Source organism: Panacibacter ginsenosidivorans, assembly GCF_007971225.1.
GTDB classification, from domain to species: Bacteria; Bacteroidota; Bacteroidia; order Chitinophagales; family Chitinophagaceae; genus Panacibacter; species Panacibacter ginsenosidivorans.
In genome coordinates, this window is sequence record NZ_CP042435.1 from 1,243,434 (window position 1) to 1,267,746 (window position 24,313).

Consider the following 24,313-nt stretch of genomic DNA (forward strand, 5'->3'; position numbering starts at 1 on the left):
CAGGTGTTTTTATTTGCACTAGTCTATAGACACATGCTGAAATAAATAATCCAACCGCACAAGAGTGCGACGCAACGGCTGTTAAATACTTATTCTACAGCCGGGCTTAAAATATTTCTCAAAACACACTACATTCGCTGCACTCAATTTTTATTTAAAAATTTTTGATATGCAGGAATGGAAAGATTACCAGGCAGCAAATAAAGATCGTTTCTTAAATGAATTACTGGAACTGTTGCGTATACCAAGCGTAAGTGCACGCAGCGAACATAAAGATGACATGCTACGCTGCGCGGAAGCAGTGAAAAAAAGCCTTCTTAATGCAGGTGCAGATAAAGCAGAAATCTATGCAACAAATGGTCACCCGGTTGTGTATGCTGAAAAATTTATTGATGCATCAAAGCCAACAGTGCTCGTATATGGGCACTACGATGTGCAACCGGCCGAGCCGCTGGAACTCTGGCACAGCGGGCCTTTTGAACCAACCATAAAAGATGGAAAAATTTTTGCACGAGGTGCATGCGATGACAAGGGCCAGTTTTACATGCATGTAAAAGCTTTGGAAACTTTGGTGCAAACAAACTCACTACCGGTAAATATAAAATTCATTATTGAAGGTGAAGAAGAGATCGGCTCATCACATCTCGCAGATTTTGTAAAACAAAATAAAGCCTTGCTAAAAGCTGATGTAATCCTTATCAGCGATACCGCGATGATCAGCATTGATACACCAAGTATTGATGTTGGCGTGCGTGGGCTTACCTATGTTGAGATTGAAGTTACCGGACCAAACCGTGATCTGCATAGCGGTGTGTATGGTGGCGCAGTAGCAAACCCCATCACCATTCTTGCAAAGATGATCGCAAGCCTGCATGATGGAGATAATCATATAACCATTCCCGGTTTTTATGACGATGTTGTTGAGTCTTCAGCAGCAGAAAGAGCCGAACTTGCCAAAGCACCATTCGATGAAGAAGAATATAAAAAAGATCTTGAGGTAAATGCACTGTGGGGTGAGAAAGGTTATACTGCAAATGAACGCACCGGTATTCGTCCAACACTTGAAATAAATGGTATATGGGGCGGTTATATAGGCGAAGGTTCAAAAACAGTATTGCCTTCAAAAGCTTATGCAAAGATCAGTTGCCGTTTGGTGCCCAATCAAAAAAGTGCACCAATGGAAAAATTACTCATCGATCATTTGTATAAAATTGCGCCGCCTTATGTGCAGGTAAAAGTTACTCCGCATCATGGCGGAGATCCTTATATGACGCCAGTTGACAGTATTGAATACAAAGCTGCATCAAAAGCGATTGAAGCAACCTTTGGCAAGCCACCTATTCCTGTACGTGGTGGCGGAAGCATTCCTATCACAGCATTGTTTGAAAGTGAGTTGGGTTGCAAAGTCGTGTTCCTTGGTTTTGGTTTAGATAGCGACAACCTGCATAGTCCGAATGAAAAATATGACATCGTAAATTTCTATAAAGGCATTGAAACCATTCCATACTTTCATAAGTTTTATGCAGAAATGAAATTGAGTTGAGAATTGATAATTGACAGTTTATAGTTTGAAGTAATAGAAGTGATTTTTTATGAACCAGTCTGTAATGCTACTATTAAACTCCTGTTGCGTCGCACACTTGTACATTCATGTCATCGAGCAACAAATAAAAAAGCCCTGCACTAAACTGCGGGGCTTTCTATTATTATTAAAAGTTTAATCTAACTCGCCGACTCCAATATCTGCATATATAAATTGTAGTTCTCTTCATCAAAGCATACAAAAATAATTTCTTTCAGTGCACCATAATTGTTATCTATAAAACTGCGCACTGCAGCCACAGCAACATTAGCAGCCTGCGCTTTTGGATAACCATATATACCCGTACTAATATTAGGAAAAGCAATAGAATGTAAACCATTTTCTTTCGCAAGCCGCAAACTGTTTGTATAACAATTGGCCAACAAAAAAGGCTCATTATGCTGCCCGCCGTTCCATACGGGCCCCACTGTATGAATTACTTTTTTTGCAGGTAATCTTCCTGCTGTTGTTATTACTGCTTCGCCTGTTTTACAGCCACCCTGCCTGTCTCTTATTTCTACGCACTCCGCAAGAATGCCGGGCCCTCCGGCCCTGTGTATTGCACCGTCAACTCCTCCTCCGCCCATTAAAGAGCTATTAGCAGCATTTACAATTGCATCAACTGGTTGTTTGGTAATATCTCCATGTATGATGGTGATTTTTGTCATGGTTAACTCCGTGGAGTAATAAAATAAGGTTAGTGAAATATAATTCCCCGGGGATCAGAAGGTTTCTTTAAAACAAAGTTTGTATACCATGTATTATCCTGAATTCATGCTGCAGCAGCCATTTCTTTCTCCACAATCCTCCACCATAACCGGTAAGGCTTTTATCACTTCCAATAACACGATGACAGGGAACTACTATGGCAATTTTATTTTTACCATTAGTAGAAGCAACTGCACGAATGGCCTTCACATCGCCAAGTTTTTTGGCCTGGTCAAGGTAACTGATAGTCTTACCAAAAGGGATATGTAACAACTCGCCCCACACACGTTGCTGAAACTCTGTGCCTTCCTGGTGCACGGGCAGGTCGAATACCCTGCGTTTGCCATTAAAAAATTCTATTAGCTGCTCCGTACATTGATGTATAATATCGCTTACGCCAGGCTCACCATAAGAGATACTTTCTTTATTATCAACAAAGCTTAGCTCGGCAATATAATGATCTGTACCTCCAATCTTAAGCAGGCCCAGCGGGCTTTGATAATAAGTATAATACAGGGACGGCAGGTTTTGGTTACCCTGTTGCGGCTGACTTATGGAGGTTTTATCTGGCATATGCAGGAGTGAAAGTTAATTATTTTTTTACAGTAAATAACTACAGATAAATTCAAAGCTCAATTTTATTTTTGACTGCGTTATTTAAACTTGCACCTTTAATAAAAATTTGGAGATGCAGATAGCTATCATCAACGGGCCCAACCTCAATTTATTAGGCAAAAGAGAGCCGGGCATATACGGCAGTACTTCTTTTGAAGAATATTTTGTTGGGCTGCAGGCTATGTTTCCTGCTGTATCTTTTCACTATTTCCAGAGCAATGTGGAAGGTGAACTTATTAATGAAATACAGCGCGTTGGCTTTTCTTACGATGGTATTGTCATTAATCCCGGTGGCTATACACATACTTCCATAGCACTAGGCGATGCGATTGCCGCTATTACTACGCCGGTTGTTGAAGTGCACGTCAGTAATGTACATGCAAGAGAAGACTTTAGAAAAATATCGCATGTTTCAGCAAAAGCCAAAGGCACTATTGCCGGTCTGGGATTAATGGGTTACGAACTGGCAGTGCGTGCATTGATAGAAAAATAATTTTGAGTCCGGCTTTTGAATATTAATTAAGCATTGTTGCGTCGCACTCTTGTACGCTTTGTTATCTTACAAGCAAAAAGCAATCATATTTTTAACTTCTTTACCACCTTTTTATACAATCCCGGTTTTTAAAATGCGTTTATTAACAAGATGCCGGTTGTGTTCTTTTGTACTTTTGTCAAGGCTGAGTAATGAATAAAATGTACAAGAGTGCGACGCAAGTAAAGATCAATAGTAGTAATACAGCCTGGTTCAAAAAAATAAAAATATTTGTAATGCGTGGGATCGTTTTTGTTTGTTTGATTTTTAGTTTATCATCTTTTGGCCAATACAAAAGTTTTGTTATTGGCGTAAAAGGCGATACGCTTAACATTGTAGACAATGCTGGTCTTAAGCAGGGCCGCTGGGTTATAAAAGTTGATGCTTTACGTGGTGAGCCGGGCTATGAAGAAGAAGGCTATTTTAAAGATGACAAAAGAGATGGTATCTGGAGAAAGTACAGCACCATGGGTGACCTGCAGGCTATTGAAAGTTACAGGTTTGGATTCAAAGATGGCAAATCCACTTATTATACTGTGTATGGTATGTTGCGGGAAGAAAGCTGGAAAGCCGTAGATCCTAAAAATCCTTATGATACTATTGATGTGCCGGATCTTCATTCTGATGTTGTTTATCGCCGCCTTGTAAAACTGGAAGGCACTACTTATAAGCATGGCACCTGGAATTATTACAATCCACAAACAGGCATGATAACCAAGACAGAAGATTATGTGCTGGATAAACTGGTGACCAGCAAAAAAAGTAATCCCTTTGCGATAGACAGCAGTTCAACCGCATCAAATGATACTACGAAGGTTCTTCCCAAACCAAAGGAAGTACTGGATTATGAAAAGAAGAATTCTAAAAAGAAAAAGATAAAAGTAAGGGATGGTGCAACAGGAGTGCCATAACAGAAATGATAAAAATATCAGAACCCGCTACAAGCGGGTTTTTTATTTCTTGGTCCAAACACAGGGCAAATCATTCTAACCATTCATCAAAATTTTAATTGTCAGAAAAAATATTTTATATAAATTTGATATCAAAATAATATCAAAACAACATTATATGGAAAAGATCATAAAACCCGTTTCAGGGTTTCTCACCTTGCTTATCGGCTTGTTGTTAATGGGTTTTTCGGTTTATTGTTTTGCAAATGGTATGACCGATTATGGACCCTCTCCTCTTTTTTTCGTAGGTTTTATTTGCATAATCGCAGCCGTATTTCTTTTTAAAGGACTTATTATCATTAATCCAAACCAGTCGAGTGTCTGCACTTTCTTTGGTAAGTATGTTGGCACCATTAAAGAAAATGGTTTGCTGTTTGTAAACCCGTTTTACAGTAAGCAAAAACTTTCGTTGCGCGCCAACAATTTTGAGAGCACCAAACTAAAGGTGAATGATAAAATGGGTAACCCAATTGAAATCGCAGCAGTTATTGTTTGGCAGGTTGCTAATACTTACCGTGCAGCATTTGAAGTAACCAATTATGACCAGTATGTAAAAACACAAAGCGAATCTGCCGTTCGGCATTTGGCAACTTCTTGTCCTTACGATGAAATGGAAGAAGCAGGTGCAGAAATTACATTACGCAATGGTGGCGATAAAGTGAATGAAATGCTGGAACACGAATTGAATGCAAGGTTATCGGCTGCTGGTATTACTGTATTAGAAGCAAGGATCAGCCATCTTGCTTATGCACCAGAAATTGCAGGCGCCATGCTGCAACGTCAGCAGGCAACCGCTATTGTTGCAGCACGTTTTAAAATTGTGGAAGGTGCTGTAGGAATGGTAGAACTTGCACTGGAGCAATTAAGTAAAAAACAAATTGTGCATTTGGATGAAGAAAAGAAAGCCGCCATGGTAAGTAATCTTATGGTAGTGCTTTGTGGTGAAAAAGCTGCAACACCTGTATTGAATACCGGCACCTTGTATCAATAAAGAAAAAAGCTGATGGCTGACAAAAAATCTTTTGTTTTAAGAATAGACGAAACTACCTACAAGGCAATTGAAAAATGGGCCGGTGATGAATTTCGTTCTGTAAATGGACAGATAGAATGGCTGCTTGACCAAAAACTTAAAGAAGCAGGGCGATTGAAAAACAGTAACGGTGATGCTGACGAAAAAAAATTATCTGCAAATAAAAAGCCTCCTAAGTGAGGCTTTTTATATTTCTGTTTCTTTAAGTTTCCCAGGTTATGTTGACTAATACTATTTATTCTTCTGCTGCGAATGGCTTATTACAATCTTATGTATAAACTTCATTTTTTCTTTTACTGCGGCAGTGATAACAAATGGATAAATATCCTTAAGACCCATACTCCTTTTCAAGCTGTTCATAGCAAAAGGTAATGGCAGCCACAATTCCATAATGGCTTCAAAGCCTTCGATAGCATAAGGATCTTTCTTTATTTCTGCATGCAGTGTTTTTGTATCTGCAGCCTGCGGATGTACGCTCATACCAAATGAGTAAGCCGTTCAAGTGTATCATTATATGTAAATAATGTGCCCATGTTTCTACCCAGTCCTCCCATGGATGCGCAGTTGCATAAGTGCTTATATAATTTTGATTCCAGTTTGCCCGAGCGCCTTCTTTGTAATGTTTTTTCAAAGCTTCATCATAATCAATTTGCTCGTTTTCAAATAAATTTCTGAAAGCAAAAAAAAGCTTATCTGAATTTTCAATTAACCTGTCCCGGTAATAATGCCCTATCTCATGCCTGAAGTGACCAAGTACTGTTCTATATACTTCATCCATTTGTTTGCGGGCCATTAACGGGTTGTCCGCAATTTGTACATTTAAAGAGTTTCATATTGACCTCGGTAAGGCAAATGATTTGCCAGAATTATTTTTTTAAAATTGAACCTGATAGCTCATGATCCAATAACTGTAATAATTAATGTTTCAAACCGACTAATAATGTACCTTGACTTTTGATATTATAAATGCACCATACTAAAACTATACAAAATGTTACTCATTATTCTTGGTATTATCATTTTTGTTGTGGGTCTCAGCATCAGTCGCGGAAATGATAACCTGCGCCGCTTTGGCAATCCTGCCCGCATTGTTGGCTTCATTATTATTTTACTTGGTATTTCAACCGCCTGTATCGTACAAATTGACGCGGGCCAGGTTGGTGTAAAAAAATTGTTCGGTAAAGTACAGGAAGATGTATTGGCAAGTGGCTTACATTTTATCAATCCTCTGCTCGAAGTAGAACGGCTTGATATAAAAACAAAAAATTATACCATGAGTGGCACGCATGATGAAGGTACCAAATCCGGTGACGATGCAATACGTGTTTTAACCGCTGATGGTCTTGAAGTAACCATGGATCTTTCTGTACTGTATCGTGTAGTACCCAAAGATGCTCCAAAGTTACTCAGAGAAACAGGTGCAGATTATGAAGATAAAATTGTTCGACCGTTAACACGTACAAGGATCAGGGACAACGCTGTGTATTATGATGCAGTTGCCTTATATTCAACCAAACGTGATGAATTTCAGCAACGCATTTATAAAACCATTGAGCACGATTTTAATGAACGTGGTTTATTGCTTGAGCAATTACTTGTCAGGAATATTACATTGCCTGAAAGCGTAAAAGCAACCATTGAACAAAAGATCAATGCAGAGCAGGATGCACAAAAGATGCAGTTCGTTTTGCAAAAAGAAAGACAGGAAGCGGATCGTAAACGTGTAGAAGCACAGGGCATTGCCGATTACCAGCGCATCATCAGTGAAAGTCTTACGGATAAACAGCTACAGTACGAAAGCATTAAAGCACAACTGGAAATTGCAAAATCACCGAATGCAAAAGTTATTATCATGGGTAAAAGCAACGCACCGGTTATATTGGATACCAAGGACAATAAATAATTTTTGTACTAAGCTTTTGAATAAGTATTAAGCATTGTTGCGTCGCACTCTTGTAGGTCCAAATCGCTTTTGTGCAATAATCATATTGCCTGAGATTGATAAACTAAATTTTCAAAAAAATAATTCACATTAACTTAAGTAAAGCCCGAAGGGCTGATATCACCACAACAAACACAAATAGTAGCCTACATTAAAACCCCGAAGGGGTGATTTTGTTTCTAAAATCTCGTGTTTGAATAAGTATTGAGTGTTGCTGTTTACAGCATTACGTAAAAAGCCGTTAGAGAAAATCTTTGGTCAGAATAAAATTATTGATTCCGAAAAGTGATTTATTTAAAGTAAGCACATTAACAAAAAAAGATAATGACTGAAGACCAGATAATTGATCAAATTATTCATAGCTTTTCAAATTATAGCTTACGAGACATTGAAGAAATCAACAATAATAAATTAGATTTTACTATTGCTGAATTTATTTTGTGCAGTTGTTTCATTGATCAAATAAGCGGCTTTAGATATAATAAAGAAAAAGTTGGTGAGCGATCTCACTTGTACGCTATATCGTTGCCCAATAATGAAAAGCCTATATTAGATTTCATGAATTACCAATAAAAAAATCCAGCATTGTATAATTGATGCCTGATTTTCCGTTATTTGCAAACGAAATGAAATTGCAATGTGCAGGTTGTACTGAGCCCTTAAAGTAAGAATCCAAAACTATCAGTTGCTTCACGTATTACTGCCCGGCTGCATTATTCTAAACCTAAAAATTCAAACAATGAAAAAAAGTTTTTTGATCTTAAGTGCATTTAGTGCATGTGTGTTCTCCGTGTCGTGTAAAAAAGAAAGCAGTCAGCCCGGTGTTTCGGCTGACATCCAGGGAACATGGAATTTTCAATCAATGGATGTCACTAGCAGCAGTACCCAGGAATACACAGAAAGTGGTGTATCTACAAAAACTGTAACAACAAGTGACTATACTACCAGTAACAATACAGGTACAATAGTTATTGATGGTTCGAGTATGACATCGAGTAACATTTCTTATTCAGTAAGCACAGTTGCTCATGCAAGCATTTATTCTAACGGGGTACTTATAGACAATTCTGACTTACCATTTAATTTTACCGCACCCGCTTCCAGCGGCACCGCTACTTATACAAGTGTTAGCGCAGATTCTATTCATTTTAATGGAGGAAGCTTATTTATGAGTGGTGTAGCGACTGATGTAACTCCATCCGGTGCTAAGCTCGATCTGCAGGGTGATATCTTATCTATGACACAATATGTAAATCAAACTGCGACACAGGAAGTTTATGGAGTGCCTATTACTACTACTACATATGCCAAAGTAATTGCGAAACTAAAGAAGCAATAAAATAAGATTATTCTTACTATCAAAAAAGTAACCAGCACATAATATTGCTGGTTATTTTTGAATTATAATTATTTAGTACAAGAGTGCAACGCAACGATGCTTCATGCTTATTCAAAAGCCCGGTACATAAAATATTCTCTTTTACTTATTATCTGTAACGGCTTCATGAATAGTTTCGAGCAGAGATTTTGCGCCGGTTGCATCGCCTGATAACTGCCAGATCATTATACCGGAGGCTTCTGCTTTTGCCAAAGTAGTTTTCATTTTTATAGTAGGTATGCCGTTATAATACAAAGTCTTGCCGCCACCCATATCCAACTCATCTTTTAATTCGGCACCGGGAAATTCAGCAACAATATGCCCGTAATTCATACTGATGCCGGGCGTTGTAAGTGTAGGCCCAAAACCATAACCATAAAATGGTACGCCCAATGTAATCTTTTCTTTAGGTATGTTTCTCATAATTCTGAAATAGGCAAGGTCCTCAACAGCCTGTATATACGTAGAATGAGGCCCTGGCTTTTCAGGTGCCCATGAACCTGTATGATCATAACTCATCAGGTTTACAAAATCATATTGCGCAAGCGCTTTATCAGTGTATTGTCCCCTGAAATATATAGCTATGGCGGCTGTTACAAGTTTATTCTGCTGGTGTAACAATGCGGCCAGTTCAATAACAAAGTTGTCGTAATTCTCATCTATGTCATGATCTTCAATATCCACATCTATCCCATCAAGATCGTATTTAAGTACTATCGATAATAAATTATTTACCAGTGCAGACCTGCTGCTATCTCGCAAAAGTTTTGCATAATAAGGATGATTACCACCGCCGCCGATCGAAGCAAGTACTTTTACATTTTTTGCATGTGCTGATTTTATAAAAGGAGCCAATGCCGATAAATTCTTTGGAAAATTTCCCAATGAATCGGGATTAAGAAAATAAAGATTGATATGTGTGAGTTTATTAAACGGAACATCTTTTACACTTTCCGTCATAGCTGAGTGTAAAGAATAATATCCAACTACTCTGAATACAGATGAATCAATTGATGTTTGACTTCTTGCTGAACACAACAATAAAACAAAAAACGAAATAAATAAGCAGCATTTTATTTTCATTGCATCATCCTTTCTGATATACTCTCACATAATCGACGTACATCTTCGCAGGTATTTTACTTTCATCAATTTGCTGGCCGGGCCAATCACCACCAATAGCAAGGTTCAATAAAATAAAAAATGGCCTGTGAAATTCTTCAGTGCTGTTTATATTATTGGTTATATCCAACTCATGATATTGCTTGCCATCAACATACCAGCGTATAGCTGTTGAGTCCCAATCTATACCATAAATATGGTAATCAGAAGGTGTATATAAAGTTGTATCGCCTTTCATTACGTGCCCGTTGTTATCCCAGTGTGGGGTACCAAATAATAAGCTGTCTGTATTTATGTGCTCCATAATATCAGTCTCCCCGCAGGCTGGCCAGGGTATAGCGTCTATATTTGAGCCCAGCATCCAGAATGCAGGCCACAGCCCCTGCCCCACCGGGATTTTTATTCTCGCTTCGATCTTCCCATATAGAAATTCGTGTTTACCTTTTGTTTTCATTCTTGATGAAGTGTAATGGTTGCCACTTTTATCCTCTTTTTTTCCGGTGATCACCAGGTTACCATTTTCAACGGTTGCATTGTCTGCCTGGTAATATTCCTGTTCATGATTACCCCAACCTTCACCGCCAATATCATAGACCCAGTTTGATGTATCCACAAAACTTTTATTAAACTCATCTGACCAAATAAGTTTGTAGCCATTTGAATCTTCTGCAGGCGTTGCTGACGTTTCATCTTTTGGCACTCCGTTGCAGGAAGTAAAAAACAAAACAGGAGCGAACGTAAAAAGAATTATATGTTTTGTGTGACGGGAAAAATTTTTCATGAATGCAAGCTTTTATTTAATGTGATGGCAATTTACTGCATTTGTGCTTTTAATGCATGAAAGAATGGCAATGAATAATGAACTTAGCTGTATTGCTGCTATAAAGCTTTGGTTGTGTCACTCCCTTGTACACTTTGAACAATGCTGAGCAAAGGATACTCCGTTGCAGTGTGCGACGCAACGAAAGCTGCACGGCAGTAATATTGCATGGCTCATAAAATGTATTTTTTTTCAAAAAAATATGCTTTGTAACATTAACTTATAAAGCTATTGGATTAATTAACCAGGCTTGATAAAAGACGATGTTATAAGATACTTATGCTTGTTCCCTACAATATTTATACTGATCTGAATTTCCGGTCATTGATCGCTTAATCATTTTGGAAATTATACAATCAAAGCTTTAGATTTGGTTTCATTATTATTTATTATACCAACATGAAAAAAGGATCACTGCTTATTATCAGTATTTTTTTATTGCAATTTTATTTCATTGCATGTCATAACAGAGACAATGTGAATACCAGCACTATTTCGCAAGACAGTGCTGTTATAGCTACCGGTGAAGCTGCGTTTATACTGCATTGCAGCGGTTGTCATAATTTCAGGGAAGATGGTATCGGGCCTCAATTAGGAGGCATTACAAAAGAAATTTCTGCTGACTGGATCTCACGTTTTATTATTGACCCGAAAAAGATCATTCAATCGGGAGATGAACGTGCACAGCAACTGATTAAAAAGTACAAAATAATGATGCCATCATTTGCTTCTTTTACCAATGACGAAATGAATGGCATTATTGCCTTTTTAAATACCCGTGCAAAGCCCGCAATAAATGCAGATACAACTAAAGCAAAGGCTTTAGCAAATCCTATTCCCGACAGTATTAAAATTTCAGAACTTGTTGCAGGGTTGCAGTTGGTTACACAAATTCCGCCATCAAGTGACAGTAACAAGCTGCCTTTAACAAGAATAACCAAATTAGACATTGAACCAAACAGCGGCAATACATTTATACTTGACCTGCATGGCAAATTATATAAACTGCAAAACAACAAACCGGTTGTTTATATGGATATAAAAAAGCTGGAACCAAAGTTTATTAGTGAACCTGGTCTTGCAACTGGTTTTGGTAGCTTTGCTTTTCATCCTGACTTTGCAAAGAATGGATTATTATATACAACACATACTGAACCTGCAGGAACAGCTAAAGCAGATTTTGGTTACGAAGATTCTATTAAGGTTACGTTGCAATGGGTGCTAACAGTATGGAAAGCAGATGATCCTGCTGCCGCAACATTCTCGGGTAAAGGCAGGGAACTCTTAAGAGTAAATATGGTAAGTGGAATTCATGGTATACAGGAAATAATTTTTAACCCACTTGCAAAACGTGGTGATGAAGATTATGGCTTATTATACATCGGTATTGGCGAAGGTGGTTGTGTAGAAAACGGTTATCCATTCCTGGCGCATAGCAAAGAACATGTTTACGGCACTGTTCTTCGAATAGATCCTAAAGGTAATAATAGCGTTAATGGTAAGTATGGTATTCCACAGAGTAACCCATTTGCAACTGCTGATAATAAAGTATTGAAAGAAATTTATGCTTTTGGTTTCAGAAATCCACATCGTATTACATGGAGCAGGGATGGAAAAATGTTGGTATGCAATGTTGGTCATGGCAATATTGAATCCGTAGATATGATATTGCCGGGCCATGATTACGGATGGCCTATAAGAGAAGGAAGTTTTATGTTGAACCCCTATGGCAAGCTGAATAATGTTTATCCACTTCCACCCGATGACAGCATTTATAAGGTCACTTACCCTGTTGCAGAATATGATCATGATGAAGGTAAAGCTATTTGTGGCGGCTATGAATATTGGGGCACTGCAATACCACAGCTAAAAGGAAAATTTCTTTTTGGTGATATACCTACCGGAAGATTGTTCTACATAGATATGGCGGATATTAAGTTGGGCAAACAAGCCACGATAAAGGAATGGAAGATTACTTTTAACGGCGAGCAAAAATCTTTGCGTGAACTTTGCGGCAGCGATCGTGTTGACCTGCATTTTGGCAGGGATGCAAATGGGGAAATATATATTCTAACAAAAGCTGATGGCAAAGTTTATAAACTGGCAAGTGCACATATGTAATATCATAAAGGCTTTTTTATCCATGCACTATTTAACATAGGCCAGATAAAAAAACAATTTTCCTGTTCTGCAATTACTTTGTCAAGATCAGTTACATATTCATTCAGTTGTTCTTCCGTTGCAATACCATGTTGAAGAAATGCATTTTTAAAACCAAATGTTACCGCTTTCATCATTGATGCCGCTGCAGTAATGGTTGTTATAACACTGCTTGCGTCAGTGCCAGATGGGTTTCCAATTCCTGCATCTATAAAGTATTTTGAGAGGTTGGTACCCATTTCAGGATCTTTGCCCGATTTAATAAAAACATCAAACATAAGCTTTCGCATATAGCCACTTGTTTTTTCATATTTACCATACGCTTTTAAGCATCCAAAATCATAATCCTGTATAAGTAAAGTGCCACCAGGTTTTACGACATTATATAGTTTCTTTAAAATATTTACAGGGTCGGTCATGTGAATTAAAACAAACCGTGCATATACAAAATCATATTGCAGGTCGATATTGTCTTTTACAATATCAAAACGTTTAAATGAATAATTGCTATTATTAAGTTCCTGCAAAAGAGGAAGTGCCTCGTTGCCTATTTTTTCATCTATATCAATGCCTGATACACTTCCTGCTTTTGTAACAATGTGCCCTGCAAGCCGCATTACATCGCCTGTGCCGCAACCCACATCCAGAAAATGCATTCCCGCTGACAAGCCTGCTTCTATTAAAACACGCTGTGTAATTTTCTCCCAAACAAGTGCCTGCCTGTGCAAACGCTTGTACTCTCCGGAAGTACGGTCTAAAAGATAATCGTCAAAGTTTGTTGAAGAAACGGTGTTCATTTTGATGTTTTGATTTGCTTAAAAAATAATTTCATTATCAGCATAGTTTGTAAGAGCATTTATTATGCTGAATAGAATTGTTTTAGTACAAGTGTGCAACGCAACAGGTTTTGATAGCAGCAATACAGTTGGGTTACTTAATAGCTATTGCTACATATTGTATAGTTAAGATAGCGTAAATTTTAAGAACAGGAAAGTTTTATTGCAGCAGTACATTTTACGTACTTCGCTTTAGCACTTCTATTAAACTTTAGTTGTGTCACTCACTGCATCGTTCAGTACATTACTGAACAAAAATGTGCGATGCAACAAAAGCATCATAACAATATAAAAGCCGGCCACCAATTATTCTGTATTTTTAACGCATTGAAGACCATCTTGTCGCTTTAAAATAGTTGTATGTATATGAAAATGCTTTTTTCATCTCATGCATTATTTTTAATAGAAGTATCCATTTATCTTTAAACGCACTTCTATAATCACCAAATCAAACTGTAATATGAAAAAAATAACGACTTGCCTTTTAGCTGTTTTGTTTATTTGCATTGCCGCAGATGCACAAATACAAACAGGAGAAAATGTTGCCATAACAAATACTGATGCCGGTAAAGTACGCGGCTATATTCATAACAGCATTTATACTTATAAGGGCATCCCTTACGCAACAGCAAAACGTTTTGAAGCACCGCAAAAACCTAAACCATGGACAGGCGTACGCAGCTCAATGAGCTATGGGCCTGTTGCTCCATTAGAAACACCTACCACATCCGTTCAGGACGAAAGTGAATTTGCATTTCATCACGACTGGGGATATACCAATGAAGATTGCATGCGTGTGAATGTCTGGACACCCGGCATCAATGATGGAAAGAAAAGACCTGTTATGTTCTGGATACATGGTGGTGGCTATAGTGCAGGCTCCTCGCAGGAATTACCATCTTATGATGGAGAAAATTTATCGAAGACCGGTGATGTTGTGGTAGTTTCTATTAATCATCGTTTGAATATTCTTGGCTTCCTGGATATGTCTGCTTATGGTGAAAAATATAAGCACTCGGCCAATGTAAGTATCATTGATATTAAAGCAGCACTCGAATGGGTAAAAGCTAATATTGCAAACTTTGGTGGTGATCCAAATAATGTTACCATTTTTGGACAGTCAGGTGGTGGTGCAAAAGTAAACACATTGATGGCCATGCCTTCTGCCAAAGGGCTTTTTCAGAAAGCTATTAATGAGAGCGGCTCTTTCAGAACAACGATGCTTGATAAAGCAACTACACAGGCACTTACAGCAGAAGTATTAAAGGCACTTAACCTGCAACCAAGCCAGGCAGACAGTTTGCAAACAATTCCTTTTGCACAATTAAGTGATGCGGGAAGAAAAGCGCTGAAGGTGATTGCCGATCAAATGAAAGCACAGGGTAAAACAATACCAGGTTTTGGACTTAGCTGGGGACCAAGTGTTGATGGAGAAGACCTGCCTTACCAGCTTTTTTCAAAAGAAGCATTTGAATTATCAAAAGATGTTCCGCTGCTGATCGGTACAGTAAAAAATGAATTTATGCCTTCGCTATTTTCGGGTATGAGCAATGCAACACAAGACCAGGTAATGGCATACATAAAAAAGCAGCGCGGTGATAAAGCTGATGCATATATAGCTGCGGTAAAAAAAGCGTATCCGGATGATACGAAACCAACAGATCTTATGGATGTAGATGCCATGTTTCGCCCGGGTGCGGTATCGCAGGCTAATGAAAAATCAGCATTAAATGCTGCGCCTGTTTACATGTATCTTTTTACATGGCAATCACCGGTAATGGATGGAAAATACAAAGCAGTGCATTGCATGGAACTGGCTTTCGTATTTAATAATATTGCCCGTTGCGAAGAGATGACCGGCGGCAATAAAGATGCATATGCATTAGCAGAGAAAGTAAGCAAGGCCTGGATAAATTTTGCACGCAGCGGAAATCCAAATCATAAAGGTTTACCAAACTGGCCTGCATACAATACAACCAATACTGCCACTATGCATTTTGATAATACATGCGTAGTAAAACCACAAATGGATAAAGAACTTTTTGATCTTGTAAGTGCTCAGTAAATATTATTACTCAATTTATATTTCCGTAATGTAAATAAGCAAAAGAACGATAATAGTTATTATCGTTCTTTTGCTTATAACCGTTTAATTATTACGATATAAGTACTGTGGGATTTTTATGTGTGTACTAAACTACATTGCTGCTATTAAGCTTTCGTTGCGTCGCACTCTTGTACTGTAGAATATGTTTCTCCAGTTTACAAGTTCATACGTCTGCGGGTTCTTTGCAACTAAACAATGTAAATCTTTGAGAATAGTGAACTCGTAAACTTGTTGCGCTGTGTTCCGAACGTAAAAGTGAGTGACACAACAAGCGATGCCATGAATATCTTAAGCCTGCCAACAAAAATAATATACAATAAAAAAACCCGTCTATGCAGAAGCATAACGGGTTTTACATAGTGCTTAACATCCGGTTATCCTTTGACCAGTTTCGTTGTTATTTTTTCATTAGTATCATTATTTATAACTGCTATACTATAGAGCCCATCTTTTAAAGATGCAACAGATACCAAAACGCTGTTGCTTCCTTGCTTAGCTATACCTGATTTACGAACTACCACTTTACCAGTCATGTCATAAATTACAATACTGTAACGGTATTCAACATCTGCATTGAAAGAAAGCGTAGTTATGCTTCTTGCAGGGTTTGGCGATGCCGTAAGATCGTAAGTTGTAGGTGTAGATTTAGCAGTACTAAGATTTGTTAATGAACTTGAAACCGTTACATCAATTACAGTATTGTAAGATGTAGCGCAATCATTTTTCGCTGCTACTTTTACCTTTCCACTTGATGAGCCCCAGTTAACAGTGATCTTAGGTGTGTTCTGTCCAGATACAATCTTTGCGCTTGCAGGCACTGACCATGTATAAGTTAAGCCTGAGGTGGCTGCTGTACTATACACCAGGCTTTTTTGGTTTGGAGTTACAGTTTGTGGTCCAACTATACCACCTGGTTTTGCGGGTCTTGTCTTTAATGTTTTGGATTGCGCATTGCTTGTTCCACAAGCATTAACAGCCGCAACAGTAAGCGCGCCGCCATTGAAACCATTAACAGTGTTCAATACAATTTTTGTACCTCCGTTAGTGGCTATACTGCTTTTGGAAGGAGCAGTCCATAAGTAAGAAGTAGCGTTACTAACTGAACTAATGGAGAATGAATATGAACCAACGCAAACACCCGTAAGATCAGCAGTAGCACCTTGTATTGTTCCTGGTTTTGCCGGTGCTGTTAAAGTACCGTTAGGTGCACTGAAGCCCTGGTTATCGCTACAACCGTTTTTATCTTTCACTGTATATGTATAGAAGCCAGAACTTTTCACAAAAGTACCAGTGCCTGTATAAGGCATTGTGCCTCCTGTTGCTGTTACATAAACGTTGGTAGTACTACCTTTACATAGCATTGGATCTGCAGATACATGCGTCACAAGTACATCAGGCTGTGTAATTATAAAACTCTGACTTAGCTTACAGTTATACGCTGCACTAATAGTAACCGTGTAAGTTGACGGGATCAATGCACTAATATCTTCGTTTGCAGATTTGAAATTATTTGTATTATTTACCCAGCTGTACGTGAACGGCCCCTGACCACCTAACGGTTTCAAATCTATGGATCCGTCTTTTTGATTATAACAGCTAACAGTATTTATAACAGAAGAAGAAATATCAGGCGAGCTGTTTATAGCTGTTGCTGAAATATTGATATTGATCTTTGAAGCACCTCCGCCTGATACAGGCAAAGCACCTGTATATGAACGCGCCTCAGTGGGGTTAAATTTAACATAAACAGACTGTGAGAAACCAGCTCCGTAACCGCTTATGATCAGCGAGTCGCTGTAAGTACCATCTTTAGTTGTTGCAAAACTGAAACCTTGTAACGGCCCAATGGTAACAGCAGTACTGTTTAAGAGCTGTCCACTTATGCTAAGCTGTTGTGCTGCAGGTGTGCTGTTTACGCAAACGGTATCAAATGTAAGAGGACCGGAATAAAAAAGGTTACTACCAGTAACACCATTGCTGGAGCGCGACAATTCCACAAGTGTAAAAATAACATTCTCTGATCCCATATTTTTGATATAAAGATCAGCTCCATTTGCTCCCATGTTACCAAAGTAAGCATCGCTTAAAGTAACAGATACTTTTTTCCATTTATTGGTATTGGTACAAGTAACATCAATAGATCCTTTAGCAGGATTTCCTTTAGCATCATAAAATAATTGCCATTTTCCGGTACCTCTGTCTAAATAAGTTATTTCAACAGCTACAGGGTATGCAGCATCAAGTGGTGCATTATGTAGAAACGCGTCTTCCACATCAAAGTACAAAGCATCTTTTCCTTTCGCAAGATCAAACCCTCTTGCAAATCTTCCATAAACAGTATTAGGTTCTGCAGATGTTACATTCCAGTAACCAACGCTGGTTTCGTTAGGATTGATCTGGTGAAGAAATCTTTCATAATTACCAGGGAAAATTTTCCAGCCAACATCATTAGTTCCTTTTGCGGCAATGTTATCCATTTCACCACCCATAGCGGAATTCAAATCTTCCAGTTTAGCACCATAAGAAATATAAGGCGCTAATACATTATTATAACGTGTAGCAGTCATTGCTACGGTACCATATTGTGATGCAGGAAATCTTACCCCATCGGCCGCATCAAGTGCATCTTTCAACATACACATAGCATTATTGCTTGTTGCAGGGTCTTTATAACCCGCATACTTATTGTACAGTGTAAACGCATCATCATAATTGTGATCATCTATATGTTCAAAAGCCTGGTTGCTCCAGTCAAGCCCCCAATGAATTGCATACCCCATTACAGTAAACATATTCTTGTATGGAGCCACATTCCACCAGGGAGCATTAGTAGCTCCGCCGATCAGTTCAGATCTTGCACGCATAAAAGTACCACCTGATACAGGCTTGTTCAGGATATCATATAACCAAGCAGCTTTATCCGTTTCATTATTTAATTGATACCCTTTACCAAGAGTTCCTGTTTTGATCCAGCTTCCAGGGCAGTTCGCCATAAGCCAGTATGTTTGCTGATCACCACTGTTATTAGGATTACTAAGAATATAAATTTTGGGATCAGTATTTCTGTATTCATCATAATAATACATGGTAAACTCCTGGAACAATGCATAAAAATCAGCATCAGAAAGTGCATACTGCGAAGAAACGTTTCCTTTATAACTGATGTAATCACCTGTACTGCCAAAACATGGCTGTACACCGATGATTGACTTACGCACATAATCAGGTAATGTTTCCAGATGCTGATGGACTCTTAAGATCATTCTTTTGAAATAAGTTTTGTATTCAGGATCTTCATAATAAGGAGAGTAGCCGGTAACATTACCAAGGTCATCTTTCTCTGTTACCTTAGGCACACCGTTACTGTATAACCAATCCGGTGCATCTTCTTTTGTATAAACAAGAAAAATGATAGGCAGGCCATCTTTTGCTTTACTCGTCATCTCACTGTCAAACTCTGTCCAATTCCATTGATCAGGGTTTGGTTCCATATCTGCCCAACGAAAATTTGCTAATCTTCCCTGTACTTCGGGATATTGAGTTGCAGATACGGCGTCTCCGAAACTTTGCCAAACACCATATTTATAGTGTGTGGTGTCTGTTTGTGCACCAGCGCTAAGCCAGCACAGGCTGCATAAAGCTATAAGAGCTTTCATGTAGAGGTTTTTCATTCTTTTGGATTTTTATTGGATTTTTAGATTGGATTTTATCATCATAAAACGTGGAATAGATATTCTACGAATATTCCGGTTTTTACTTTTTTAAGACTTCTTTTGATAGTGAAAAAAATATGTTTAATAATGTTTGAGTCTCTTTCAGGCTACATGAGTATATTGCCTTGAATAATTCTGCGAAGAAATTATCACTTGCATTATTTATAAAAAAAATATGATTTAGAAAATCTAAATGAGCATTCGGTTTTGGTTGTAAGCCAATGTATGAATATAAATACCTGGTCATACGTATTGGGGGTTTGATGATATTGGATGGGTGCAAATTACTCAGTACTATTTTGCTCAACAAATTTATTCACTTAAAAAATGTCCTTTTTGTAATTAAAAAAATTTAATGACAGCAAGCACAATACGCCTTTAAAAATCAATACTGGTATATATTTCAGCTATTTTATTTATGCTTTTATACTTCAATTACAAATACCGAATAAGATATAATTATATTTATAAATGTCTTTTTTGGACATTATATCAACGTCGTATTCTGTAAGTAAAAAACTTAATTTTTAGTTGAAGTGTGCGACGCAACAACTGCTGAGAAAAGTTCAAATGCCGGGCCACAAATAAAAAAGCCGTAGAAACTCTACGGCATCTTAATAGACTTTTATTAGCTTTTAATCTTTTTTGCTTTCTTTAGCCCAGGTATCTTTCAATGTAACAGTTCTATTAAAGATCAAGCCTTCTTCACTGGTATCTTTATCAAGCATAAAATATCCCTTACGAAGAAATTGGTAACGGTCATTGAATTTAGATGTTTTCAAAGCAGGTTCTGCGTAAGCTGTTTTGATAATCTGCAAAGAATCCGGATTTATGTATTCTTTAAAATCACCTTCTTCAGAAGACGGATCTTCCACTTTAAACAACCTGTCATAAAGCCTTATTTCGACAGGTACAGCATGTAATATACTTACCCAATGTAGTGTCCCTTTCACTTTAATATTTGCATTAGCTTCGCCTGTTTTGCTATTAGGTATGTGCGTACAATGCAATGCAATGATATTCCCTAAATCGTCTTTTATTACTTCATCACATTTTATAACATAGGCGCTTTTTAAACGAACCATTTGGCCCGGAGCGAGGCGAAAAAATTTCTTTGGCGGGTCTTCCATAAAATCTTCTCTTTCTATATATATCTCACGACTAAAGGGTATGTCGCGGTAAGTTTTATTTTCGTCTTCAGGGTTGTCTTCGCTTGGTACCATTTCCAACTGTCCTTCGGGATAATCTGTAATAATTATTTTAACAGGATCAAATACTACCATTCGGCGTAACGCAATCTTATTTAAATGTTCCCGTACACAAAATTCAAGGAGGCCTACGTCTACCATATTCTCACGCTTTGCTACACCGATCCTGTCACAAAAATCTCTTATACTTTCTGGCGTATAACCTCTTCTTCTAAGCCCACTAATTGTCGGCATACGTGGGTCATCCCATGAAGTTACATATCGCTCATTTACAAGTTGCAGTAATTTTCTCTTACTGGTAACTGTATAATTAATATTGCGGCGTGCAAATTCATATTGATGTGAGGGATAAATCTCGAGTTTTTCAATCAGCCAATCATATAACTCTCTATGGGGAACAAATTCAAGTGTACATATGGAATGTGTAACTTGCTCAATCGAATCACTCTGACCATGCGCCATATCATACATGGGGTAAATACACCATTTATCTCCTGTACGGTGATGATGAGCATGTTTGATACGATACAAAACAGGGTCCCTCATCAGCATGTTCACATGAGCCATATCGATCTTTGCGCGTAATGTGCGGCTACCATCAGGAAACGCGCCTTGCTTCATTTGGTCAAAGAGGTCCAGGTTTTCTTCTATGCTGCGGTTGCGGTATGAACTTTCTTTACCATGCTCTGTAGGTGTGCCTTTCATGGCAGCTATTTCTTCCGATGTAGAATCGTCTACATAGGCAAGTCCCTTTTTTATTAGACTCACTGCATAATCATACATCGTATCAAAATAGTCGGAAGCATAGCGTTCATTCTTCCATTCAAAACCAAGCCATTTTACGTCTTCTTTAATGCTATCTACATATTCCGTTTCTTCAGTAGTTGGATTGGTATCATCAAAACGAAGGTTTGTATACCCGGGATATTTTTTTGTAAGTCCAAAGTTTAAACAAATACTGGAAGCATGACCCAAATGCAGGTAGCCATTTGGTTCAGGAGGAAAGCGTGTTACGATCTCCTTGTAATTCCCTTTCCTAAGATCTTCTTCTATGATCTCTTCTATAAAATTTAGTGATTTCTCTTCGCTCATGCTATTTTAAATTCAGGGACGACAAAAGTAAGGAATCGAAGTCAAGTCTGTTGGCATAGCTGAAAGGTTAACAAAAATGGTTATTTCATTTGGAAATGGCTAAATATTTTATTATCATTTTACTATTTTCAAAAAGGCATGCTATTGGCAAAGTAGCGTTTTCCTGATCCCGGCGTTCAGTAAAAAGTGCAGCGCCTGTTGCGTCGCACTCTTGTACTGTATATTGTTTTTGCCACTCTATTCAAATAGACTTTTGCTTTTCATTCAGCTATAAAAATTTCCATTTCGGCAGTAAAGTATCCTTGCCTGGTTTTTACCTTTTCACTATTTAATAGTATGTAATTATTTTACAGCAGATATAATTCAATACACATGAAGAAGAATAAAACAATGCAATGATCATAAGGCTATGTTTTTAGAACACACCTATACTGGCCCGTTTTTTGTTAACAATTTATTATAGATTTATTTAAAGATCACAATAACACGATTGCTCTTTTAAAAGAATAGTTTCATGTGTATTGACGTGCAATATTTGCACACAGATAAGTACCATGTGAGTTAATAAAAAGACTTATCTATTCGAGTGAGAAGAAAGATTATGAAGTAACATCCCTTCCAGAAACTTACCAATTGCAGCAATCTCAATGATTGCTCCCACCCCTGTAATTGCATCATAAATACATGTTGATGTAATTAAAAAACTTACCAGACTGTTGTGTTTTAAAGGCTATTAAATGGCAGGACTGCTTGTGTAATATCCACAGATAGCTTGTCTGAAATGCATGCTGCATAAGCATTTGACAATGTATTGCTATATATTGATCATACTATGTAGTGATAGCAAAATAACTTAACTACTATGTGTCATTTCTTTGAAGCATATAGGAATATATTCAGGTGGTTATCAAAAAAAATAATCATTTAAAACCAAAATCTATACTAAAATAATTAAACAAAATTTTTCTCTTCATAAGCAGGTAAAGCAAAGTATTTTTTTATAACACCTGTTTTCCTGCACAGCATGAAGAATATTATTATCGGTTCATTCATTACATACTTCAAACAGTTAGAAAAAATTTTGAAAAGAAAAAATCAGCAAAATTTTTTGTAACAATGTAGGAGTTGTTATAAAAACATGACCCGGCTGCAAAATGCATGTGGTCATGTTTTAAAAAATATAATCCAATTATCAATACACTTTAAAATCTATTTGAAACGCTTGCAGATTTTTTCACCAATAAAATACAACTATATGCTTAAGTTTTCACGCACTCACTTTGCTGCATTGTACAGACAAAAAAAATTTATAATTGTTGTATGCAGCCTCTGTGTAGTTGCTTTGCTAATACTGCAAAGCTATAAGAGTGGTCCTGCTAAAAATGGACAGGCGGTAACAGGCGCTCCATTTAATAGCAGCCTTACCTGTTCCAAATGCCATGGCGGAGGCAGCTACGGCGGCAGTATTAAAACTCAATTACTTGATTCAACAAATAAAGCAGTTGGCAAGTATATGCCTGGTAAAAAATATACATTCAGAATAATGTTTAGTAAAACTTCTACAACCACTACGCTGTATGGTTTTCAAACAACAGCCGCTACTTTAACTAATGTAAACATTAACAAATGGAACACCTTGCCTGCAAACACACATAATACATTACTCTCCTCACATAACTATATAGAGCAATCCACAGCACTAACTACATCAATTATAAGAATACCATGGACAGGGCCTAAAAAAGGCACTGGCTCAATAAAATTTTATACAGCAGGTAATCTTGTAAATAATAACGGGGGTACTACTGGCGACCAACCAGTAAGTGCAATATTAACAGTAACAGAATCTGCTCCTGTTGCTGCTATTACTTTAAATAATCTAAATGGAAACATACAAAATAATATTGCAAATATTACCTGGTCAACTCCCAATGAAAATGAAGTGCATAGTTATATAATTGAGAAGAGCACTAATAACACCAACTTTCAAGAAATCGGAACCGTAATGTCAAAAGGTGGTGGCGATTATAAGTTTACTGATCCGGCTTTCAACAGCAAAGCTTATTACAGAGTCAGAATTACAGATGTAAATGGCAACACATCTTTCAGCGATGCAGTTACACTTGCGTCGCCGGATAAAAATAATTATAAACTTGGTTTATACAATCATGCAGGTTATTCATACATACTGTTTTCAAATGGAGGCAGAGCACAAAAAGTGCAGGTTGTATACACAGATATACAAGGCAGGCCTTTGAGCAGCGGTATTACATTTGCTAACGAAGGGGATAACACGTGGGATATTCCCCGTACCAAAATAAAAGGTATTGTTATCGTAAATGTTATTACAGAAGATGGTATCAGAACTTCGTTGAAGTTTGCTACCACTCCTTAAAACAAGTATACTTTTGGTTTTCACGCTTACAATGGAAGAGGCTGCGTTTGGGCGGCCTCTTTTTGTTTCACTAATTTTTGTTACTGTTTTTCATCTATCGTTTATAAATGGTAAAATAATATT

Annotated in this window: 19 protein-coding genes and 1 pseudogene; 11 read left to right on the plus strand and 9 right to left on the minus strand. The window is 37.6% G+C overall.

Annotated features, from left to right (window positions below; all coding sequences use genetic code 11):
• Positions 1-169: 169 nt before the first annotated feature.
• Positions 170-1,543, plus strand: coding sequence for a dipeptidase (locus tag FRZ67_RS05160; protein WP_147188519.1), 1,374 nt, complete (start codon positions 170-172; stop codon positions 1,541-1,543).
• Positions 1,544-1,722: 179 nt separating this feature from the next.
• On the opposite strand, the gene FRZ67_RS05165 is transcribed toward FRZ67_RS05160, so the two are convergent.
• On the minus strand, positions 1,723-2,250 hold the full coding sequence (locus FRZ67_RS05165) for an O-acetyl-ADP-ribose deacetylase (RefSeq protein ID WP_147188520.1): 528 nt from the start codon (positions 2,248-2,250) through the stop codon (positions 1,723-1,725).
• A 67-nt stretch (positions 2,251-2,317) separates the two neighbouring features.
• On the minus strand, positions 2,318-2,863 hold the full coding sequence (locus FRZ67_RS05170; protein ID WP_147188521.1) for a methylated-DNA--[protein]-cysteine S-methyltransferase: 546 nt from the start codon (positions 2,861-2,863) through the stop codon (positions 2,318-2,320).
• Positions 2,864-2,978: 115 nt separating this feature from the next.
• Here FRZ67_RS05170 and aroQ point away from each other — a divergent pair, with 115 nt between their 5' ends.
• The 4 genes from aroQ to FRZ67_RS05190 all read left to right on the plus strand — a co-directional run bounded on the left by aroQ (position 2,979) and on the right by FRZ67_RS05190 (position 5,597).
• On the plus strand, positions 2,979-3,398 hold the full coding sequence (gene aroQ, locus FRZ67_RS05175; RefSeq protein WP_147188522.1) for a type II 3-dehydroquinate dehydratase: 420 nt from the start codon (positions 2,979-2,981) through the stop codon (positions 3,396-3,398).
• A gap of 275 nt (positions 3,399-3,673) precedes the next feature.
• On the plus strand, positions 3,674-4,348 hold the full coding sequence (locus tag FRZ67_RS05180) for a toxin-antitoxin system YwqK family antitoxin (RefSeq protein ID WP_158638306.1): 675 nt from the start codon (positions 3,674-3,676) through the stop codon (positions 4,346-4,348).
• A gap of 157 nt (positions 4,349-4,505) precedes the next feature.
• Positions 4,506-5,378, plus strand: a complete 873-nt coding sequence (locus FRZ67_RS05185; RefSeq protein ID WP_147188524.1) for an SPFH domain-containing protein — start codon at positions 4,506-4,508, stop codon at positions 5,376-5,378.
• 12 nt (positions 5,379-5,390) lie between these two features.
• Complete coding sequence (locus FRZ67_RS05190; protein ID WP_147188525.1) at positions 5,391-5,597, plus strand: type II toxin-antitoxin system antitoxin; 207 nt, start codon at positions 5,391-5,393, stop codon at positions 5,595-5,597.
• 51 nt (positions 5,598-5,648) lie between these two features.
• Here the strand turns inward: FRZ67_RS05190 and FRZ67_RS23740 are convergent.
• Together FRZ67_RS23740 and FRZ67_RS23905 are read right to left on the minus strand one after the other, a co-directional pair.
• Positions 5,649-5,903: pseudogene (locus tag FRZ67_RS23740) on the minus strand (putative zinc-binding metallopeptidase); the annotation flags it as partial.
• Positions 5,815-6,210 carry a putative zinc-binding metallopeptidase gene (locus tag FRZ67_RS23905; RefSeq protein WP_147188527.1) on the minus strand — a complete coding sequence of 132 codons (396 nt, stop codon included), beginning with the start codon at positions 6,208-6,210 and terminating at the stop codon, positions 5,815-5,817. The pseudogene FRZ67_RS23740 and the gene FRZ67_RS23905, both read right to left, overlap by 89 nt.
• 198 nt (positions 6,211-6,408) lie before the next feature.
• On the opposite strand from FRZ67_RS23905, the gene FRZ67_RS05205 reads away from it, so the two are divergent.
• The 3 genes from FRZ67_RS05205 (at position 6,409) to FRZ67_RS05215 (ending at position 8,698) form a co-directional block, all read left to right on the plus strand.
• Positions 6,409-7,320, plus strand: a complete 912-nt coding sequence (locus tag FRZ67_RS05205; protein WP_147188528.1) for a prohibitin family protein — start codon at positions 6,409-6,411, stop codon at positions 7,318-7,320.
• Between the two features lie 363 nt (positions 7,321-7,683).
• Positions 7,684-7,932, plus strand: coding sequence for a hypothetical protein (locus FRZ67_RS05210; RefSeq protein WP_147188529.1), 249 nt, complete (start codon positions 7,684-7,686; stop codon positions 7,930-7,932).
• 166 nt (positions 7,933-8,098) lie between these two features.
• Positions 8,099-8,698 carry a hypothetical protein gene (locus FRZ67_RS05215; protein WP_147188530.1) on the plus strand — a complete coding sequence of 200 codons (600 nt, stop codon included), beginning with the start codon at positions 8,099-8,101 and terminating at the stop codon, positions 8,696-8,698.
• 141 nt (positions 8,699-8,839) lie between these two features.
• On the opposite strand, the gene FRZ67_RS05220 is transcribed toward FRZ67_RS05215, so the two are convergent.
• Complete coding sequence (locus FRZ67_RS05220; protein ID WP_147188531.1) at positions 8,840-9,820, minus strand: glycosyl hydrolase family 18 protein; 981 nt, start codon at positions 9,818-9,820, stop codon at positions 8,840-8,842.
• 4 nt (positions 9,821-9,824) lie between these two features.
• Complete coding sequence (locus tag FRZ67_RS05225) at positions 9,825-10,640, minus strand: glycoside hydrolase family 16 protein (RefSeq protein ID WP_147188532.1); 816 nt, start codon at positions 10,638-10,640, stop codon at positions 9,825-9,827.
• Positions 10,641-11,078: 438 nt separating this feature from the next.
• Here FRZ67_RS05225 and FRZ67_RS05230 point away from each other — a divergent pair, with 438 nt between their 5' ends.
• Complete coding sequence (locus FRZ67_RS05230; protein ID WP_225975512.1) at positions 11,079-12,800, plus strand: PQQ-dependent sugar dehydrogenase; 1,722 nt, start codon at positions 11,079-11,081, stop codon at positions 12,798-12,800.
• Positions 12,801-12,802: 2 nt separating this feature from the next.
• Here the strand turns inward: FRZ67_RS05230 and FRZ67_RS05235 are convergent, their stop codons facing one another.
• The gene (locus tag FRZ67_RS05235) at positions 12,803-13,636 is read right to left on the minus strand and encodes a class I SAM-dependent methyltransferase (RefSeq protein ID WP_147188534.1); all 834 of its coding nucleotides are present in this window, start codon (positions 13,634-13,636) and stop codon (positions 12,803-12,805) included.
• A 499-nt stretch (positions 13,637-14,135) separates the two neighbouring features.
• Here FRZ67_RS05235 and FRZ67_RS05240 point away from each other — a divergent pair, with 499 nt between their 5' ends.
• Positions 14,136-15,740 carry a carboxylesterase/lipase family protein gene (locus tag FRZ67_RS05240; RefSeq protein WP_147188535.1) on the plus strand — a complete coding sequence of 535 codons (1,605 nt, stop codon included), beginning with the start codon at positions 14,136-14,138 and terminating at the stop codon, positions 15,738-15,740.
• Positions 15,741-16,156: 416 nt separating this feature from the next.
• Here FRZ67_RS05240 and FRZ67_RS05245 read toward each other — a convergent pair whose 3' ends face one another.
• Together FRZ67_RS05245 and FRZ67_RS05250 are read right to left on the minus strand one after the other, a co-directional pair.
• On the minus strand, positions 16,157-19,438 hold the full coding sequence (locus tag FRZ67_RS05245) for a PKD-like domain-containing protein (RefSeq protein WP_158638308.1): 3,282 nt from the start codon (positions 19,436-19,438) through the stop codon (positions 16,157-16,159).
• A 692-nt stretch (positions 19,439-20,130) separates the two neighbouring features.
• Entirely contained in the window at positions 20,131-21,795 is a 1,665-nt protein-coding gene (locus tag FRZ67_RS05250; protein WP_147188537.1) for a glutamine--tRNA ligase/YqeY domain fusion protein, read from the minus strand.
• Positions 21,796-23,050: 1,255 nt separating this feature from the next.
• On the opposite strand from FRZ67_RS05250, the gene FRZ67_RS05255 reads away from it, so the two are divergent.
• Complete coding sequence (locus FRZ67_RS05255; protein ID WP_158638309.1) at positions 23,051-24,190, plus strand: choice-of-anchor V domain-containing protein; 1,140 nt, start codon at positions 23,051-23,053, stop codon at positions 24,188-24,190.
• Positions 24,191-24,313: the final 123 nt, after the last annotated feature.

Excerpts from the sequence above, each read along its gene's own strand:
- FRZ67_RS05185 (WP_147188524.1), top strand. The coding sequence starts at position 4,506 with ATGGAAAAGATCATAAAACCCGTTTCAGGGTTTCTCACCTTGCTTATC.
- aroQ (WP_147188522.1), top strand. The coding sequence starts at position 2,979 with ATGCAGATAGCTATCATCAACGGGCCCAACCTCAATTTATTAGGCAAA.
- FRZ67_RS05245 (WP_158638308.1), bottom strand. The coding sequence starts at position 19,438 with ATGAAAGCTCTTATAGCTTTATGCAGCCTGTGCTGGCTTAGCGCTGGT.
- FRZ67_RS05230 (WP_225975512.1), top strand. The coding sequence starts at position 11,079 with ATGAAAAAAGGATCACTGCTTATTATCAGTATTTTTTTATTGCAATTT.
- FRZ67_RS05160 (WP_147188519.1), top strand. The coding sequence starts at position 170 with ATGCAGGAATGGAAAGATTACCAGGCAGCAAATAAAGATCGTTTCTTA.
- FRZ67_RS05190 (WP_147188525.1), top strand. The coding sequence starts at position 5,391 with ATGGCTGACAAAAAATCTTTTGTTTTAAGAATAGACGAAACTACCTAC.
- FRZ67_RS05225 (WP_147188532.1), bottom strand. The coding sequence starts at position 10,640 with ATGAAAAATTTTTCCCGTCACACAAAACATATAATTCTTTTTACGTTC.
- FRZ67_RS05170 (WP_147188521.1), bottom strand. The coding sequence starts at position 2,863 with ATGCCAGATAAAACCTCCATAAGTCAGCCGCAACAGGGTAACCAAAAC.
- FRZ67_RS05255 (WP_158638309.1), top strand. The coding sequence starts at position 23,051 with ATGCTTAAGTTTTCACGCACTCACTTTGCTGCATTGTACAGACAAAAA.
- FRZ67_RS05235 (WP_147188534.1), bottom strand. The coding sequence starts at position 13,636 with ATGAACACCGTTTCTTCAACAAACTTTGACGATTATCTTTTAGACCGT.
- FRZ67_RS05250 (WP_147188537.1), bottom strand. The coding sequence starts at position 21,795 with ATGAGCGAAGAGAAATCACTAAATTTTATAGAAGAGATCATAGAAGAA.
- FRZ67_RS05205 (WP_147188528.1), top strand. The coding sequence starts at position 6,409 with ATGTTACTCATTATTCTTGGTATTATCATTTTTGTTGTGGGTCTCAGC.
- FRZ67_RS05215 (WP_147188530.1), top strand. The coding sequence starts at position 8,099 with ATGAAAAAAAGTTTTTTGATCTTAAGTGCATTTAGTGCATGTGTGTTC.
- FRZ67_RS05165 (WP_147188520.1), bottom strand. The coding sequence starts at position 2,250 with ATGACAAAAATCACCATCATACATGGAGATATTACCAAACAACCAGTT.
- FRZ67_RS23905 (WP_147188527.1), bottom strand. The coding sequence starts at position 6,210 with ATGGCCCGCAAACAAATGGATGAAGTATATAGAACAGTACTTGGTCAC.
- FRZ67_RS05240 (WP_147188535.1), top strand. The coding sequence starts at position 14,136 with ATGAAAAAAATAACGACTTGCCTTTTAGCTGTTTTGTTTATTTGCATT.
- FRZ67_RS05180 (WP_158638306.1), top strand. The coding sequence starts at position 3,674 with ATGCGTGGGATCGTTTTTGTTTGTTTGATTTTTAGTTTATCATCTTTT.
- FRZ67_RS05210 (WP_147188529.1), top strand. The coding sequence starts at position 7,684 with ATGACTGAAGACCAGATAATTGATCAAATTATTCATAGCTTTTCAAAT.
- FRZ67_RS05220 (WP_147188531.1), bottom strand. The coding sequence starts at position 9,820 with ATGAAAATAAAATGCTGCTTATTTATTTCGTTTTTTGTTTTATTGTTG.